Origin of the sequence: Shewanella algicola (genome assembly GCF_014648035.1) — a bacterium.
In the GTDB taxonomy this organism is placed as follows: domain Bacteria; phylum Pseudomonadota; class Gammaproteobacteria; order Enterobacterales; family Shewanellaceae; genus Shewanella; species Shewanella algicola.
This window is the reverse complement of sequence record NZ_BMQI01000071.1, coordinates 1-17838: the sequence shown is the minus strand read 5'-3', so window position 1 is coordinate 17838 and position 17838 is coordinate 1. Positions and strand designations below refer to the sequence as shown.

Below are 17838 nucleotides of genomic sequence, written 5' to 3'. Positions count from 1 at the left end.
TATCTTAAACTCTCAATAGAGTACGTTTTGATAAGCAGTTACACAAAATTAGTTACAGTCTCGTAAAAAACCAACTGTTTTTTTGTCCTGCTTTTGACTTGTTATAAGCCGCTTGCTACTGACTCTTTGACATAGGCTAGCCATTTATCATCTTCGGATTTAATGATCTCATTTGAATGAGCATGCCCCCACGACTCACGAAAAACCAAGTAAACTTCTCCGAGTTCGTAAGTAAATGCAATATTACAAATTCCACCTTTTGAAGGGGGCGATCTTCTAACTAATAAAGAGTTTGACCAAAAAGTTGGTTCAATATGACGGTTAAAGTCTGTACTGATATGCTTTACTGACTTCGGTATTCTGGAACGTCGCCAGAAGAACTCTTTTTCGCTCTCACCTTTTATATTTTCGACAAGCTCAAACACTACGACTTTATCTGTCACTTTGATGGTTTTAGCTAAAACTATCGTTGTTGTTTTCTCGATTAGTTGGGAGTGTGATAAACCATAGCCTGGAGGTGGCGCAGGACAAGCACAGACTTCTAAGCTCAAAAATATCGAAAATATTAAAGTATATAGCGAAACTTTCATAGGCTCATAACGCTTAAAGCATGGGCGCGGTTTTTCGCGTCCAATGCCTTTACTTGTAAAAATCTGTTTATTCGCCAAATGCTTCACTAGTACTACCGAAAGCGTATTCATGGAGATTCGTTTCTTCGTCAGTTCCTATCAAATTCCCTGCGAAATCGTCAAAGCAGATTCTAGGGTTAAACGATTTACCGTCTACCCTTATTTCCCCTTGATCATGAAGCATGGATAAATCAAAAGTAAATTTGCCAATTATTTCTTTTGCAGATTCATCGCTGACACCATTCTTCTTCAGCTGTTCTTTAAGAAGTAGGATCATCTGATATTGCCATTCCGTAGCTAGATTTTCATATTCTTCTTCGAGTTTGATTTCCATATTTACCTCAAATGAATTTAAAGCCGGCCACTTAAGTTATTGATTAATATCATCCTACATTTACTATCTTATTGATGTAAAGCAGTTTTATTTAACTCCGCTGACAAATAAAAGCGAGTTTTCGCGTTAAACGTGGACTAAATATTCAACAAAAAGCAAAAAGAATTTAAATTCAATATATTACAAAGTTCGTGATTTATTATTTGCACAACTTTAGTTTAATTATCAGCCGGTTCAACTTAAAAAGACGCAATAATCTTAACAACTGTTTTGATACACAGTACACACTACATAAAAATGGGAAACATGGCTGACATTGGATGCTTATCAGACATTGGTAAACCCGTTAAAATCCAGTTTTAAGCTGGGTTAAGCGCCATTACGTTAGTGGCCATAGATACAAAAAGAACAAAAGTACAAAGCAAACACCTGGATCCCGGCTTAAAACCATTGCCGGGAAGACAATGAAATCAATTTACTACCTTAATCTGGTGTAGGCGAAGCGCCACGACGTTAGTGGCTGCAGGCCATATAAATAGTTTCATTATGCTAAAGATTAAGCCAAAGAACTTAGCGACTATTCGAATTACCCGCTCTTAAAGCCGCGTAGCGACCTAGCAGGACAAAGTCCGCTCCAGTATCTAGATTTTAGATATGTAAAGGAGGTACCCGAGGTCAGACTTGCGCTCGCACGCCTGATGTTCAACCAGAGCGCGAGGGATTTTGCTTTTGACTTTAATCCTTAACAACAAACTCAAATTTCAGACGTAAAAAAGCCCCGACTGATGTCGAGGCTTTTTCACACCATACTTACGTATGTAATTTCTTACTATAAATAATGGTACCCGAGGCCAGACTTGCGCTCGCACGCCTGATGTTCAACCAGAGCGCGAGGGATTTTGCTTTTGACTTTAACCCTTAACAACAAACTCAAATTTCAGACGTAAAAAAGCCCCGACTAATGTCGAGGCTTTTTCACACCATACTTACGTATGTAATTTCTTACTATAAATAATGGTACCCGAGGCCAGACTTGGACTGGCACGCCTGATGTTCAACCAGAGCGCGAGGGATTTTGCCATTTACCTTAAACCCAAATTTCAGACGTAAAAAAGCCCCGACTGATGTCGAGGCTTTTTTACACCATACTTACGTATGTAAAGGATGGTACCCGAGGCCAGACTTGAACTGGCACGCTTATTCAGCGAGGGATTTTAAATCCCTTGTGTCTACCTATTCCACCACTCGGGCAAAGTGTGTTTTAACCGTTACTTATTGTAACCATTAAAAGCAATTTGTGGAGGCGCGACCCGGAGTCGAACCGAGATCGACGGATTTGCAATCCGCAGCATAGCCATTCTGCCATCGCGCCATCTTTAACCAAATTCAAATCCATCGGATAAGATAAGAAATTGGAGCGACATATCGGGTTCGAACCGATGACCTATACCTTGGCAAGGTATCGCTCTACCAACTGAGCTAATGTCGCCTATATAACTTTTATAATGCTTTATTATCACCGCAAGAAAGGTATCGTCTTTCAACCTATCCAACTGAGCTAATGTTACACTTTAAATCTTGTAAACAACAATGGTTAACATGTTACCCTAAGGCTTGCTGCTGACTCATCACTTGTCTACGGGGAGGCATTCTACCGAATTAACCTCGTGTGTCAATTATTGATTTAAGCTATTTTGACTGTTTGCGCACTAAATAAACTTATTGAACTAATATTATGCTATTCAGCGGTTAAATCTTTCCAAGCTGCTGAAATATAACTCATCATCGACCAAAACGTTAATGCTGCGGCAATATAAAACAATGCAAAAGACAGGTCGGTTAATAATGGGGTTGGCTTCCAAATTAACCCAACAATGGCAGCCATCTGTGCTGCAGTTTTGTATTTACCTATCCAAGACACAGCCACTACGCCGCGTTTGCCTATTTCTGCCATCCATTCACGTAATGCTGAAATCACAATCTCACGGCCAATCATAAACAACGACGCTAAGGTTAAATACATATTGTCATTTTGCTGAACCAGTAACACTAATGCAGTCGACACCATGACTTTATCTGCCACGGGATCTAAAAATGCACCAAAGCGGGTTAATTGCCCTAATTTACGGGCAGCATAACCATCTAACCAATCGGTTAGCGCAGCAAGCCAAAAAATAAATGCGGCTAAAAACGGTGCCCATGTGTAAGGTAAGTAAAAAATTACTACAAATACGGGTAATAGAGCAATACGAAATAGTGTCAGTGCAATAGGTACATTAAACGGCATAAAAAAACCAATTTGTCAGAAGCAGCGCCAATCTTGCCTTAATTTTAGCCCCCTCGCAATGCATCGTGAATTGTTTGTGCCATTTCTAGGCTAATTCCTGGCACTTTAGCCAATTCAGCAATACTTGCGCCTTTGACTTCTTGTATTCCGCCAAGATGTTGCAATAGGGCTTTACGCCTTTTAGGGCCTACACCGGCGATAGATTCGAGCGTTGAAGTATTACGTGTTTTTTGGCGTTTGTTACGGTGCCCAGTAATCGCAAAGCGATGCGATTCATTTCGAATATGTAAAATGAGATGAAATGCAGGCGAGTCGCTTGGGATTTCAAACGTTTGTTCGCTGCCGCCTACGGTAAAGGTTTCTAAACCGGCTTTACGCCCTTCGCCTTTGGTTACACAGATTAACAGAGGCGGGTTATCGATATGAGTGCACTTTTCATCCACAATGGTTTGCGCCACTCTAAGCTGACCAATACCACCATCAATAAACAGTAAGTCAGGCACTTTGCCATTATTGTCTATTTTATCAAAACGGCGGCTAATGGCTTGTTCCATTGCTGCATAATCATCACCGCCAGTAATGCCGGTAATATTGTAGCGCCGGTAATCAGCCTTATGTGGACCTTCGCGATTAAACACCACACAAGAGGCTACCGTGCTCTCGCCCATGGTATGGCTGATATCAAAACATTCCATTCGCTTAATCGGTTCGTTAAGCTCCAGCGCCTCTTCCAATAATTGAAAGCGTTGTTCGACGGTATTTTTGTGCGATAACCGAGTCGCGACGGCGTTGCTGGCATTAGTCATGGCTAAGCGTAAAAAATTCGCTCTATCGCCACGCACTTGGGTTTTAAGCTCAAACTTTTTATCAAGGGCATGCTCAATCGATGCCTCAAGCTCTTTTATTCCATCAAACGAATGGCTTAAGATAACCTCTTTAGGAATAGTGCGTTGAATGTCGGCGTTGAGGTAGAATTGCCCTAAGAACGATGACAGTACTTCTTCAATGTCTGTCTCTGCAGGCACCGAAGGATAATAACTGCGGCTGCCAAAGATTTTACCGTCGCGAATAAATAATAAGTGAAAGCATGCAATACCCGAGGCATAATCCACCCCGATAACATCCATATCGCCTTTGTGGTTAGACACTTCTTGTTGCTCAGCCACGCGCCTAAGGGCGGTAATTTGATCGCGGTATTGTGCCGCTTGCTCATAGTGCATATCAATTGCAGCCGCTTCCATTTTGGCCACCAGCTGGCTAATAACCTGCTTATCTTTGCCGCGTAAAAACAACCCTGCCAGTTTAACTTGTTCACTGTACTCTTCATCGCTGACAATACCAACACAAGGCGCGCTACAACGGTCTAGTTGATACTGCAAACAAGGGCGAGAGCGCGATTTGTAATATAGGTCATCACACTGGCGGATTGGAAACAGTTTTTGCATTAAGTGCAAGCTTTCGCGAACCGCGCCGCCATTAGGATAAGGCCCAAAATAATGGCCTTTTTCACGCTTTGGCCCTCGATGATAAGCCAACCTGGGGTGTTTATGACCACTGAGTAAAATATACGGGTAGGACTTATCATCACGCAGCAGCACATTGTATTTAGGCATGTACTGCTTGATGTAATCGTTTTCGAGCAACAATGCATCGGTTTCGCTATGCGTCACTGTCACATCGATATGCTCAATATGCGACACTAATGCCTGCGTTTTTACACTGGGAATATTGCTGCGAAAGTAAGAGCTGAGGCGTTTTTTGAGGTCTTTGGCTTTACCAACATAAATGACTTGTTGGCGTATATCGTACATTCGATATACACCCGGGGCGCTGGTGACGTTTTTTAAAAAAGATTTGGCATTAAAACCACTAGACATGATTAAAGCTACTTAATGCGTTACGCGGGATATTCCCAACTAAAATGAACCTGTATCGAGCATTTTGTAACGAATAGCTAAACGGGTCAACTCAACATCGCCGCCAATGCCTAATTTAGCAAATAAGCGATAGCGGTAGCTGTTAACCGTTTTTGGGCTTAAGTTAAGCTTTTCAGAAATATCGTTAACTTTTTCGCCGTTGGTAATCATTAACATTATCTGTAGTTCGCGCTCAGACAAGGTGCTAAATGGGTTTTCGTCAGAATGATTAAACTGGCTAAGTGCCATTTGCTGGGCGATTTCAGGCGACAAATAACGTTGACCACGTGCCACCTGGGTTATTGCACGTAACACTTCTGGCGAGGTTGAGCCTTTGGTTAAATAACCAGACGCACCCGCTTGCATAACCTTAGTTGGAAATGGATCTTCGGTTTGTACTGTTAATACAATGATTTTTGCTTCGGGTTGATAACGTAAAATTTTACGAGTTGCTTCTAAGCCACCCATACCCGGCATGTTCATGTCCATCAAAATAACATCAGCTTCATTCTGCCTCGACCACTGAACAGCCGTTTCACCGTCGGGTGCTTCACCCACGACTTTGATACCACGTTCGTCTTCCAGAATACGACGGATCCCCGTTCTCACGAGTTCATGATCGTCAACTAAATATACAGATATCACGTTAACCCACCTATTATTATGCGTTATTCTTTTAAATTCTTTTAGGGCCGATTTATATACAAAAAAATTATATGCAAGCTATTGGCAAAAGTAAGTTCAGTAAAACTGCATATGTAAAGCGTTTCAATAAGCTGAATGAATTTAGCATCTTTACATTTGCTTACACAAGCAAAGTCACCCACTAACGTGAGGAGTGCATACAAAACAGACGATTATGTTATCCCAGATACATTGAGCTTGAGCGAATATTTAACTACTCGCCCTGAATTGTAACAATAATTGTTCGCGAAGACGCACTATCACGATGCTCACATAAGTATAAGCCTTGCCAAGTGCCCAAATTTAACCGCCCTGCCGTAATTGGGATCGTTTGGCTAGCACCAATCAGCGTTGATTTAATGTGCGCAGGCATGTCATCTGGACCTTCATAAGTGTGCTTAAAATAAGGTGCACCTTCTGGTGCAAGCACATTAAAATGACGCTCCATATCGCAACGAACCGTAGGGTCGGCATTTTCATTGAGCGTTAGCGAGGCCGATGTGTGTTGAATAAACACCTGCATTAAGCCCACTTCAATGTTGTTTAGCTGTGGAATGTGCTTAGTGACTTCATCAGTAATTAAATGAAACCCGCGTCTTTTTGGCGCCAATGTAATTGATTTTTGAATCCACATCGATTGCGTTAAACCTTTAACTTTAAGCAGCTTAAGCTTTAATCCTTGGTCATTGTATCAATGTTAATATTTTTCTTTAACATTAAGCCAAGCTTTGAGCGCAGTAACATTTAAGCTTCAATATACCTTTAAAGCACGTTCGAACTATTTAACTTAGAGCATACACTCAAGTGAACAGACTCGATATAACAATAAGTGTTAAATAAGTCGATATAAGTGTCAATTTGAATATACTTAATAACTCCCGCTCAAAACACAAAGCTAATATAACAAATTGTATTTAAATGCTTTTAATTTAAAACCCTTCATGTTATGCAAATAAACAACGTCATAGTGAGAACACAGTTAACGCCAAAATTTATACAGGATTAACCAGCATTGTCAGGCCACCGCCTATAACCCAGTCAATACCAACTTACACACTACAAACATAAAACCCAATCGCTTACCAACCGCCGCTTAACATAAACGGCTTAACATTTTATTCATGGCAAGAGTAAATGCCTGCGCATACCGTTTTCAATTATTGTTCGGCCAACTCAACGCATAAAAATATTATGCCAAATGGTCATTTCCGCCAATATGCCTGCCTAAAAGCATTTCACCCACAAACAGATTTACCGTTAATCATTATAGTTTTCAACAATGAGATTTGCCTCACAAAATCAGCTACAACAAAGACTTAGTATCAAGTTATTGCGTTTATTCTACTTAAGGGTTCCCTCACGTAAGCCGTTATTTTCTTCATATAAAGATGTCTTCTCACATCTAAGGATACTGCAATGAAGAGTACTGATATTCGTGTTATTCCAGGCTTCATTTCAATCGCGATAATTTTGATTCTTTGGTTTATCGTAGCGCCACCGCAGGGCGTATCAGCCAATGCATGGCATTTACTGGCGCTATTTGTTGGTACTGTTGTCGCCATTATTGGTAAAGCCATGCCAATTGGGGCGATTGCAGTGTTAGCCATTACTTTGGTCGCGTTGACCGGCGTGACCAATGACAAACCTTCAGAGGCAATTAAAGATGCATTAAGCGGTTTTTCTAACTCATTAATTTGGTTGATTGGTATTGCGATTATTATCTCGCGTGGGTTAGCAAAAACCGGTCTTGGTAATCGTATCGGCTATAACTTTATCTCCTTGTTTGGCCGAAAAACCATTGGTATAGGCTATGCGCTTGCGTTGTCCGAGTTAGTTATCGCTCCCGTTACGCCAAGTAATACAGCCCGTGGTGGCGGGGTGATTCATCCGATAATGAAATCTATTGCTTCCAGCTTTGGCTCATCACCAGAACAAGGCACATCAAGAAAAATTGGCCATTACCTCGCCCTAGTGAATTATCACACCAATCCGATAACCTCGGCGATGTTCATTACCGCCACTGCGCCTAATCCATTAATCGTTAAATTAATTGCCGATGCTACGGGCGCAGAGATTAGTATCACCTGGGGTACCTGGGCACTGGCTGCTTTATTGCCCGGCTTACTGTGTATTGCGCTGATGCCGTTAATTATTTACGCGATTTACCCGCCGGAAATTAAACGCACTCCCGACGCCAGCGTGTTTGCTAAAGATAAACTGACTGACATGGGGCCAATGTCTTACGCTGAAAAAGTCATGATCAGTGTATTTGGCTTGTTATTGGTTTTATGGGCTGGCGTGCCTGCCATGATTTTGGGCTCGGCCTTTGCGGTCAATACCACTGCAGTTGCGTTCTTAGGATTATCGATTTTGTTAATCAGCGGCGTACTCAGCTGGGATGATGTGCTTAAAGAAAAAGCCGCCTGGGACACCGTAGTCTGGTTCTCAGCACTGGTAATGATGGCGACCTTTTTAAATAAACTCGGTTTAGTGGCTTGGTTTTCTGGGGTGGTTGAAAACAATATTGCCCAATTGGGTGTCGGCTGGATGGTGTCGGTCATCATTCTGGTGGTGGTTTACTTCTACGCACACTATTTCTTTGCCAGCACAACCGCACACATTACTGCTATGTTTGCCGCATTTTTTACTGCAGGTATCGCATTAGGCGCCCCACCTTTATACCTAGGTTTACTGCTTGCTGGGGCATCGTCATTAATGATGTCATTAACCCATTATGCCACCGGCACCTCACCTATTATTTTTGGGTCAGGCTATGTATCAATGGAAAACTGGTGGTTTATGGGCTTTATTATGAGCGTAGTTAACTTAACCATTTGGGGCGTGGTTGGCGGGCTTTGGTGGAAGTTACTTGGCTTTTGGTAAACGTATCGCAATCAATTGACTGCTTGTTATAGATTAACGCTGACAAACGCCCTAGGCGACTTGTCAGCGTTATTGTTTATTCTATTATCTATTTACAATGACTCTGTCTTAAACTGTTTAACATTTAACTCTAAACTCTGCGCTAACGCTTCTAATTGATGGCTTGCCGCGGTAATTTTGCTCGCCTCTTGTTGAGCTAACAATGCTGAGCTGGTAATTTCAACAAAGTTTTGATTAATCTCTGCCGCTACTACCGATTGCTGCTCTGCTGCGGTAGCAATTTGGGTATTCATATCACTGATTTTAATCACCGACACATTGATGGCCGTTAACGACTCCCCGGCACGTTTAGCTTGTTGAACACTGCTAGTGGCTTGCTGTTGCCCTTCATCCATCACGGTAACAGCTTTGGCTGAACTGGTGCTCATGCTTTCTATCACTGCTTGAATTTGTCGAGTTGACTCTTGGGTGCGCTGGGCAAGGTTACGCACTTCATCTGCAACCACGGCAAAGCCACGACCTTGTTCACCTGCTCGCGCAGCTTCAATGGCTGCATTTAAAGCCAGTAAGTTTGTTTGCTCTGCAATGCCTTGAATAACATCTAATACGGTGCCGATTTCTTTGCTGTCTTGCGACAATAAATCAATAATATCGGCTGCCTCACTGACTTTAGCAGCAAGTGCATCAATGTCGTTTTGTGTTTGAGTCACCTCAAGCTGGCCTGCGTTAAACTCGTTGGTTGCTGTTTGCGATAATAAAGCGGCATCATTGGTGTGGTTAGCCACTTCATTAACCGTGCCCGACATTTGGTTAATAGCAGCAGCGCCATTGTCTGTTGCGAGCTTTTGGTTGTTGATAAGGTGTTCGTTTTGTTGTGCGGTTTGATACAGAGCTTTAGATGCTGCAAGCAACTTGTTAGCGGTAAGCATCGAGTTTTGCGTAATTTCTGTCAAATTAACACTTAAATCCTGCACGGCACTTAAAATACTGTGTGAAGAGTCCACCTGTAATTTTACCGTAAGGTCGCCTCGAGCAATTTGTTGTATCACATCGGCTGCATATTCTGGCTCACCGCCAATAATATTTCTTAAGCGTTTAACTGAAGTAAACGCAACGACACTACCAATCAATAATGCCATAGCGGTAACGATTAGCATCACCGACTGAAAACTGGAAGTTTGCTCACGCGCAGTAGACACTTCTAACTGAATTTGGGTTTCTTGATAATCAATTAGATTATTAATTCTTTTAAGCCATTCACTGTACAAAGGTGAAACGGTGGTTAATAAATGCTGCTCTGCTTCAGTTTGACGAGCACTGTTGATCATATCAAGCAAGGTTGCGGTTGCATTTAATGTGGATACCTCAATATCTTGAATAGCTTGAAATAGCCTGACTTCTTCGTTGCTATGTTGCAAATTTGCATACATTTTATCCAAGGTTTTTGCCGCTGTTTGATAAAATTCATTAAGGCGAATGATGTCATTTTGATGCTGTTGAGAACGCGCCGGATTATTAACTAATACTGCATCACGAATCGAAATAGCACGGTCATGCACGCTGCCTCTAAAATTAATGGCTTGGCGCTGCTCCACTGCTGTTTGCTCCGACAAGTGCGTTAAATTGTTGTCTGCAACACTGATTTTAAACAAACCAAACAAGGTAATACCAACCATGATGACCAGTAAACTTGCAAAGCCAAAATACAGGCGGCTTATTATTCTCATTATTAAAAACCTTATATTTGATTAGTTTATTAATTACTTTTGCACGACCAGCAAAACACTATGTCACTAAAGCGTAAATAAAAATGGTTGTGCGGGTGATTGATTACCGCAACAAGTATGATGAATCCTTTGCTAACATCACAATAAATACGCCATCTCATGGATCAGCTCGGTAATGTAACAGATGTTCAAAAAAGATTAAAATGTTAACTGGTAAAGACCGACGTAATCGCTAAATAATTTCAACAACGTCAAACTCCCGATACAAAAGGGGTGTAAATCGACACTCTATACGTGTGCAACACTCTCTTGGCTCACGATGGTAAAGCAAAAATAATGGTTATCGTTTAAGTAAGGGTTAACGCACCCATGTCGTAAATAGAAATACCTGTTGTCAAAATGGCAACTCGTGCATCTCATGCTTTCACCTTATCATTAATTAACTAACCTGAGTTCGGGTTAACGAATAAGTGTGGATATGATGACTCGATTTATACTCTGTAGCTTTGCGCTCGTTCTGCTCTACCCAACGGCAATCGATCTCTATTTAGTCGGCTTGCCTCAAATAGCCAAAGACTTAGGCGCGAATGAATCACAACTGCATATTGCCTTTTCTGTATATTTAGCTGGCATGGCGACGACCATGGTGTTTGCCGGTAAATTAGCTGACAAAATTGGCAGAAAACCTATCGCCATTGTTGGGGCGATTATTTTTACTCTCGCCTCAGCCATGGGAAGTATAGTCGATAACAGCCAAACCTTTTTGATAGTCCGTTTTATTCAAGGCATTGGCGCAGGGTGTTGTTACGTGGTCGCCTTTGCTATTTTACGCGATACATTAAACGATGAGCGTCGGGCAAAGGTGTTATCCATGGTCAATGGCATTACCTGTATTATGCCGGTCATTGCCCCCGTGATAGGCCACTTGATTATGCTTCGCTATCCCTGGTCAAGTTTGTTTATCACCATGGCGGGGATGGGAGTCTTAGTGTGTTTATTATCTGTGTTTGTGTTACAAGAAACTCACAATAAATCGCTAATGCCATCGGCTGAACACTCACACAGTTCGGAGCCAACAACAGATGCACAAATAGCCGCGACAGAATCTTTTTATGAACGATTTTTCTTAAGCAGATTACTCATCAGTGCCATTGCCGTGACCGCAATTTTGACGTTTGTAAATGTATCGCCAATGTTAATCATGAATACCATGGGCTTTAGCCGCGGCGAATACTCAACCACCATGGCCTTAACTGCACTGGTGAGTATGTTAACCTCGTTTGCAATGCCATTTGCGTTGTCTTTTTTCCACCAGCGCAGCTTAATGATTGTCTCACAAGGATTATTTGTCACTGCTGCAATCATACTTGGGGTAACGCAATTAGCGCCGAGCTATCAATTGTTGAGCTTATTCGGCTTTAGTCTTATTTGTGCCAGTTTTTCTATTGGCTTTGGTGTGGTGATGAGCCAAGCATTAAGCCCTTATCGCTTTAGGGCCGGCGTGGCCAGTTCAATACTGGGTGTGGTTCAGGTTTGCAGTTCAGCATTATTTATTTGGTTGCTGGGTTTGTTAGGAGTAAGTGCATTGAATATGCTGATATTAATCTTGCTTATTGGTGGTGTTATTAGCATGGTTTTAATACTATTAATCCCTTCACCACTGCAGAGTGACACCCATGAACAAATCGTTAGCACGCCTTGATCTCAACCTGCTTATTACTTTGCAGTTACTGTTGCAGGAATTGAGTGTGTCTAAAGCAGCCAAAAAACTCAATGTGACGCCCTCAACGGTGAGTAAATCACTGAGCAAATTAAGAGAATGGTTTGACGACCCGCTGTTTGTTAAAACGCCCCATGGATTTAGCCCAACCTCGCTGGCCATTAGCATGGAGCAAGAGTTAGCCGATTGGCTGCAGTTAAGCAGTCAACTACTAGCCAAACGCGGTGATGAAATCCCCAATGGTATTCGCTTTAATCTTGCGATGGAATCACCGTTATTATTGACCATGTTTAATCAGCTAAGCCAACAAATTTACCAACAATACCCTGATGCCAAAGTTAAAGTACATAACTGGATTACGACTCCATTGAAGCCATTATTCGCGGCGAAGTAGATATTGGCTTTACTGGACGTGAAAGTCACCCCAGATCAAAAGAGTCAATTGAACTGCTGCCCTACTTTATTAATTACGAAGTGTTATTTACCGATCTTCCGGTGGTTTATCTGCATAAAAGTCATCCTGCGTTACAAGAAGAGTGGAACATTTCGACCTTTATTAAGTACCCACAAATCAATATCACCTGGGAAAAATGTGACACCTGGGCATTAGATGAAGTGTTAATTGAAATGGGTCTAAAACGCAGTATTGAGCTCACCATGGCCACCTTTGAGCAATCGTTATTTATGACCGCTCAACCCGGCCACGAAATGATCACAACCGCGCCGCAATATTGCCAATATTACTGCCAAAAAGTGCACCCCGACTTAGTGTGTTTACCCATCCCTGTCGACAGCGCATTACAAGCAAAACTGATGATCCCCTTCACCCTCATTTGGCATAAACGTAATAATCAAAAACCTAAAACATCCTGGTTAAGAAACGCCATTAAAGCCCTATATAGCGAGCTCAACAATCACCAATAAACACAAGCCATATAGGGTCAGTAATGTATTAAGTAAATATTGAGATACCACTGTGGGCCGGGGTATGTGTGTATGAGTGTATGAGTGCCAAAAGTAATACAAAAAGCCGCAATAAAATAGCGACTTAGTTAACCTCAATCAATGTGGCGCTGTCGATGCTAAAACAACAAGCTTAAGGGCTTCACTGCGCGTTGACGAGTGTCAATGTGCAGTAAAAACCTTAAGCTAAGTCTGTAATAACAAGTCAATATTAAGCAATTAAAATTGGTACTTCACACTCGCACTAAAATTAATCGGCTCACCCGGCATCGTCCATAACTTGTGGTATGAGCTTTCAAAATATTCCTCATCAAATACGTTGTTTACATCAAGCATCACGCTGACTCTGCTAGTAATATCTACAGCTGCGGATAAGTTAACTAAGGTGTATGAAGGTAAAATATAGTCAGGGTCAGTTGTTTCACCGAGACGGTCGCCAACATAATTAACTGTTGCGCCAAAATAAGCTTCTTTGCCCATAATGTCAGTGTAATGTCGCAACGAAACATGGCCGACATGTTCTGCAACGTTAATTAAACGCGCCCCTTTAGGAATAGGTACACCCCAGTCATTATCAACTAAATCTTTTGCCGTTCTTGCGTCGGTATACGCATAAGCAATATCAAGGCTTGTATCTGAAGTTAATAACGTCGTCAATTGCAATTCAACACCCTGGCTTTCAACTTCACCTAGGGTTGCTGACAACCCGGTATTAGGCTCAGCAGTTAACATATTTGTTTTACTTGCATCAAAAAGGGCTAAGCTACCAGAAAATCTATCTGCAACATTTTGCCACTTTAGACCCACTTCAAAAGAGTCGGTTTGCTCTGGTTCAAACGCATTTCTATCTGAATCTAGACCCGAGTTTGGTCTAAAACCTTCTGCATAGCTGGTATACACATTGATATTGTCAGCCAGTTCATAAACAAAGCCAAAGCGAGAAGACACCTCTGTTTGGTCTTGATCTTGAGACTCATTGGCAAGTTTATCTAATATATCTTGCTCGAAATAATCTACCCTAAAACCGACTAAAAGCTTGGCCTTATCTGTCAGTTCAATTAAATCTTGTGCATATAAGCCAAGGCCTGTTTGCTCTTCAGATGTCACCGTTGTTGGAGAGGTTTCAGGCTGTTCCATTGTGTAGTCAGGATTGTTAGGGTCGATAGCATAGGTAGAGTCACCCGATCCCCACGCGGTTCGCCACACTCTGTAATCTGTATCTAATTGGAAGTTGTAATAATCTAACCCTATCAGTAGGTTATTTTTAACACCACCAAGCTCTATGTCACCACTGACCTCAAAACGGGCAGATAAATCTTCTGCCTGATAATCTCGCTCTCTTCTTTGTCTTGATAGCAAATCAGGGTCGGTATAAATCAACTGACGACCAGCAGACAGCTCAGTATCAGAAGACAGGCCTTTAAATGATGAGTCTCGATAAGCTAAGCCCGCTAATAAACTCCAATGATTATTCAGTTGATGATTTAACAACAATTGATGGCCTAGTGCCTTCACTTTGTGTGCACCATCTCGAGTGTCGCCATAAAAATCAGCAGAGTCGACAGAATCAAAGTCATTATCTAACACGTACACGCCACGGTCTAACGCTTTGCTCTGTTCAACAACCTCCATCTCATAGCTTAAGCTCGTGACACCTGAAATATTCCACAAAATAGAAGGGCTTAAATTTAAACTTTCAATGTCAACGCTATCTCGATACGTATCAGAATCTTCGTAAAAGCCGTTTATACGGTAAGCCACATCATCAGTAAGACCTTTAGTGTGGTCAAACTCGATTTGTTTTTTGTCGTAACTGCCCAATGTTCCCTGAATATAGCCTTGCTCTTCAAATTGCGGCTTTTTGGTAATGATATTCACTGTGCCGCCCGGCTCACCTTGTCCGTATAACGCAGAGCCTGGCCCTTTCATCACTTCAATGGTTTCAATATTCGCCGTGTTTCTGTTACCGGTATAACCGCGTGAGTTAAAACCATTAACGAGCGTGCCCGTTGGGTTATTTTCGTCACCAGAAAAACCACGCACAGCAAAACTGTCAAACATACCACCAGAATTATTTTGTCTTACGATACTTGGTGAAAAATCCAAGGCATCCATAAAATGAGTAATACCCTCGTTTTTTATGGTATCGGCGTTAATTCTATCAACAGCTTGAGGGGTATCAATTAATGGCACATTGCCACGGTATGGCTGCCATAATCGTTTCACTTCAATACGCTCAATGTCATCTTGAACGTCTGATGTTTGAGTAACATTATCTTGTGCTAATACACCATTAGAAATGACTAATAGTGAACATATAAAGTGCTTTTTCACGTGCTTTGCTCTTTAAGGAATAAAATAAAAACGAAATGTTACAACATATCAATATGTGTAGTCAAAGTGGTACTCGTTACAAATTATTTAAACACACGTGATGAAACGAAGCTAATTGTGAGAAGTTAATTGAGAAATAACACCGTTAACCAATACTATTAATGGCTCAAAGCAACCTCTATAACAGCCAATCAAAGTCATTATCACTGCGATTATGCATTGATTTGTTATTTAAAATGATATCGATTGCCAAACAGGATCAACCTGCGCAAAAAAGCCTTAGCTATCACATACCAACAAGCGTAATAGTAAGGCGTATTTTTAAGCTAACGCGAGTGTATATTGGCCATAGTGTTTTAGCCTTAGCATCTATAGCTGCAATTAAAGCAAGGTAAGTAAAGCGTTCTTTGTGAACGATATTGAGTCGAAATAATAAATAACTCTACTATTTTATCTCGATATCTAGGGCGTGTTTATCTTTGTTTATAAACACGCCCTAATACTCAAGAGTAACTAGTGAAGTGACCCATTAGGTTTCCACTAGTTAAGTGTTCACAACTAAGGCTTCACAATGATGCCTTTTTCTGGCGCTAAAACCCCGTTACAAACATCAGCATAAACCCCTGTCATTTGTTCAATGCCATCTATCGTAGTGAACGCTAACCAACTGGCACTGCGCTGCATGCTTTTTGCCATAAAACTCATGGATTGGCGCTCAAACTCTTTTGCACCCCATTGAGTAATGCGCTTTTGAATATGTCCTGGCGCAAAAAACATTTCACTGTCGGTATGGGTAAATGGCGAGGTGAATGAAGCCGCATCCCAATGTGTTAGTCCAACTTGCAAGCAATAAGTTAAATTTTTGCCCATATGCTGTTCTATTGCTTTTAATTGTTCAGCATTTCCCGCCATATCAACAATAACGGTTTTTAATGTGGGGTTAAGCTCGGAGATATCGCCATAGTTAAGCACTTGTTTGTATACACCAAGCTCTTTAACAAATTCGCTATTACGTGCGCTTGTCATGCCAATTAAGTTGGGTGCAGGCTCACTGTCATCAATACCATAAGCAAGGCCAATACTGGTTTTGCTCGACGCACTAATAATAATGACCTGCTCAGCGTCAAACCAGTGCTGACTTTGTAAGTAATCCCATAAACAAAATGAAGTAATATAAAGTGGAAACAATAACATGCGTTGCTTATCATAATTTTCGTTATAACCAGGCTCAGCTAATACCCTGCGATAAACATTATAACCGGGCGGCAATGCAGCGCGATGAGCACTGCCATCAAAAAAGCGCTGTGATGACACTTGGGTTGCCGTCATTTTAACCAGTGATGTCGGCGGAAAATAACCAAATAGCTTTTCCCCCACTGCAATATCATTACTGTGTGATGACATCACCGTAGCAAACCCCCACACCGGAATAATCCCCCAAGTATTATCTGCATTATCTGAAGCGGGGAAAAACTGCCAATAGCCCAGTTTTTCACCTAATACTGCATAGGTAATATTATTTGCGGTGAGTGCAAAACTGTCGACGCGCACAATAACTTCATTGTCAGATAAGGCTGTTTCAGTCGTTAAGTCATTATTTTCTGCTAACCTTGTTTTTGTAAAATCGTGTTTATTCACTTGAAACTCATGCATGAGCGGCCTCCTTTTTAGGCATATTTAAGGTGGCAATTAGCCGCATTAAGTTCTCCATCGCCTTAGGCGCATTCGAGCGTAAACGCAGTAATATTGCTTGTTTTTCAATATCATCTTTTGGGGCATCAACCACTAATTGGCTAAAGCCATCCAGTCGGCTGCAATACAACCATTTTTGTAACGCCTTGTCTTGCGACCAAATATACTGGTTTCGCATAAATGCGGCATTTACCGTTAACCAATCGGTTGCTTTGTTCGGTAATGGTACGATTTGGCTTAAAGCATTTTTTTGCTGATCGTTCTGATATGTCGCTTCAATATGTGCAATGAGTGATGCACTAAAAACAGGTTGAATAATACGTATGGTCTGCAGGGTTATTTTGTCATCGCTAAACACGGGTAACGGTGCAAGCTCACCTAAGGCACTGGCCGAGCAATCAATAAATAAGGTGTTTTCTGGCGTGTGATAACTGCCCTGCTCAAGTGTTATCACTGTGTTGTCTAAATGGGTAACGCAGGGCGGGATCATACTTTGTTAACAGTAGGGAACTTTTTCGTATCGGCATGATCTGATCAGGCATGTTAATCTACTGAACCTAATCCATGTCCTTATTTGAACACTTGAAACTTATCGAAGACCCTCGTTCTCACATCAACCTAGACCATGATTTAGTTGATATTATTTTTCTTGTTTTAGCCGCTATCGCT

15 protein-coding genes and 3 tRNA genes are annotated in these 17838 nt (G+C 41.6%); 5 read left to right on the top strand and 13 right to left on the bottom strand.

What is annotated here, in order from left to right:
- Nucleotides 1–101: 101 nt before the first annotated feature.
- The 9 genes from IEY42_RS20275 to IEY42_RS20235 all read right to left on the bottom strand — a co-directional run bounded on the left by IEY42_RS20275 (nt 102) and on the right by IEY42_RS20235 (nt 6484).
- Nucleotides 102–701, bottom strand: coding sequence for a hypothetical protein (locus tag IEY42_RS20275; protein ID WP_188927032.1), 600 nt, complete (start codon nt 699–701; stop codon nt 102–104).
- Nucleotides 658–963, bottom strand: a complete 306-nt coding sequence (locus tag IEY42_RS20270; RefSeq protein ID WP_188927031.1) for a hypothetical protein — start codon at nt 961–963, stop codon at nt 658–660. Before IEY42_RS20270 ends, IEY42_RS20275 begins: the two co-directional genes overlap by 44 nt.
- 1165 nt (nt 964–2128) lie before the next feature.
- Nucleotides 2129–2214: transfer RNA gene (locus IEY42_RS20265), tRNA-Leu, on the bottom strand.
- Between the two features lie 47 nt (nt 2215–2261).
- Nucleotides 2262–2335, bottom strand: a tRNA-Cys gene (locus tag IEY42_RS20260).
- Between the two features lie 41 nt (nt 2336–2376).
- Nucleotides 2377–2452 (bottom strand) — tRNA-Gly (locus tag IEY42_RS20255).
- 249 nt (nt 2453–2701) lie between these two features.
- Nucleotides 2702–3250, bottom strand: coding sequence for a CDP-diacylglycerol--glycerol-3-phosphate 3-phosphatidyltransferase (gene pgsA / locus IEY42_RS20250; RefSeq protein ID WP_188922540.1), 549 nt, complete (start codon nt 3248–3250; stop codon nt 2702–2704).
- A gap of 44 nt (nt 3251–3294) precedes the next feature.
- On the bottom strand, nt 3295–5127 hold the full coding sequence (uvrC, locus tag IEY42_RS20245) for an excinuclease ABC subunit UvrC (RefSeq protein ID WP_188927030.1): 1833 nt from the start codon (nt 5125–5127) through the stop codon (nt 3295–3297).
- A gap of 39 nt (nt 5128–5166) precedes the next feature.
- Complete coding sequence (gene uvrY, locus IEY42_RS20240; RefSeq protein ID WP_188922536.1) at nt 5167–5811, bottom strand: UvrY/SirA/GacA family response regulator transcription factor; 645 nt, start codon at nt 5809–5811, stop codon at nt 5167–5169.
- 253 nt (nt 5812–6064) lie between these two features.
- On the bottom strand, nt 6065–6484 hold the full coding sequence (locus IEY42_RS20235) for a secondary thiamine-phosphate synthase enzyme YjbQ (protein ID WP_188927029.1): 420 nt from the start codon (nt 6482–6484) through the stop codon (nt 6065–6067).
- Between the two features lie 782 nt (nt 6485–7266).
- On the opposite strand from IEY42_RS20235, the gene IEY42_RS20230 reads away from it, so the two are divergent.
- The gene (locus IEY42_RS20230; RefSeq protein WP_188927028.1) at nt 7267–8733 is read left to right on the top strand and encodes a DASS family sodium-coupled anion symporter; all 1467 of its coding nucleotides are present in this window, start codon (nt 7267–7269) and stop codon (nt 8731–8733) included.
- Between the two features lie 92 nt (nt 8734–8825).
- Here IEY42_RS20230 and IEY42_RS20225 read toward each other — a convergent pair whose 3' ends face one another.
- Nucleotides 8826–10460, bottom strand: coding sequence for a methyl-accepting chemotaxis protein (locus IEY42_RS20225; protein ID WP_188927027.1), 1635 nt, complete (start codon nt 10458–10460; stop codon nt 8826–8828).
- A gap of 478 nt (nt 10461–10938) precedes the next feature.
- On the opposite strand from IEY42_RS20225, the gene IEY42_RS20220 reads away from it, so the two are divergent.
- From IEY42_RS20220 to yidZ, 3 genes are read left to right on the top strand one after another with little or no spacing between them, the layout of a single operon-like run.
- Nucleotides 10939–12162, top strand: a complete 1224-nt coding sequence (locus IEY42_RS20220; protein WP_275974665.1) for an MFS transporter — start codon at nt 10939–10941, stop codon at nt 12160–12162.
- Nucleotides 12137–12574 carry a LysR family transcriptional regulator gene (locus tag IEY42_RS22695; protein WP_308425007.1) on the top strand — a complete coding sequence of 146 codons (438 nt, stop codon included), beginning with the start codon at nt 12137–12139 and terminating at the stop codon, nt 12572–12574. Before IEY42_RS20220 ends, IEY42_RS22695 begins: the two co-directional genes overlap by 26 nt.
- Nucleotides 12532–13104, top strand: a complete 573-nt coding sequence (gene yidZ / locus IEY42_RS22690; protein ID WP_308425008.1) for an HTH-type transcriptional regulator YidZ — start codon at nt 12532–12534, stop codon at nt 13102–13104. Before IEY42_RS22695 ends, yidZ begins: the two co-directional genes overlap by 43 nt.
- Nucleotides 13105–13362: 258 nt before the next feature.
- Here the strand turns inward: yidZ and IEY42_RS20210 are convergent, their stop codons facing one another.
- The 3 genes from IEY42_RS20210 to IEY42_RS20200 all read right to left on the bottom strand — a co-directional run bounded on the left by IEY42_RS20210 (nt 13363) and on the right by IEY42_RS20200 (nt 17659).
- Nucleotides 13363–15477 (bottom strand): TonB-dependent siderophore receptor, encoded by a 2115-nt coding sequence (locus IEY42_RS20210; RefSeq protein WP_188927026.1) that lies wholly within the window; start codon nt 15475–15477, stop codon nt 13363–13365.
- Nucleotides 15478–16035: 558 nt separating this feature from the next.
- Nucleotides 16036–17130 carry a DUF2855 family protein gene (locus tag IEY42_RS20205; protein WP_188927025.1) on the bottom strand — a complete coding sequence of 365 codons (1095 nt, stop codon included), beginning with the start codon at nt 17128–17130 and terminating at the stop codon, nt 16036–16038.
- On the bottom strand, nt 17123–17659 hold the full coding sequence (locus IEY42_RS20200) for a hypothetical protein (RefSeq protein WP_188927024.1): 537 nt from the start codon (nt 17657–17659) through the stop codon (nt 17123–17125). Before IEY42_RS20200 ends, IEY42_RS20205 begins: the two co-directional genes overlap by 8 nt.
- Before the next feature lie 74 nt (nt 17660–17733).
- Between IEY42_RS20200 and IEY42_RS22780 the strand changes: the two genes are divergently transcribed.
- Nucleotides 17734–17838: transposase family protein (locus tag IEY42_RS22780; protein WP_229780209.1), on the top strand; the 105-nt coding region annotated here is incomplete at its 3' end.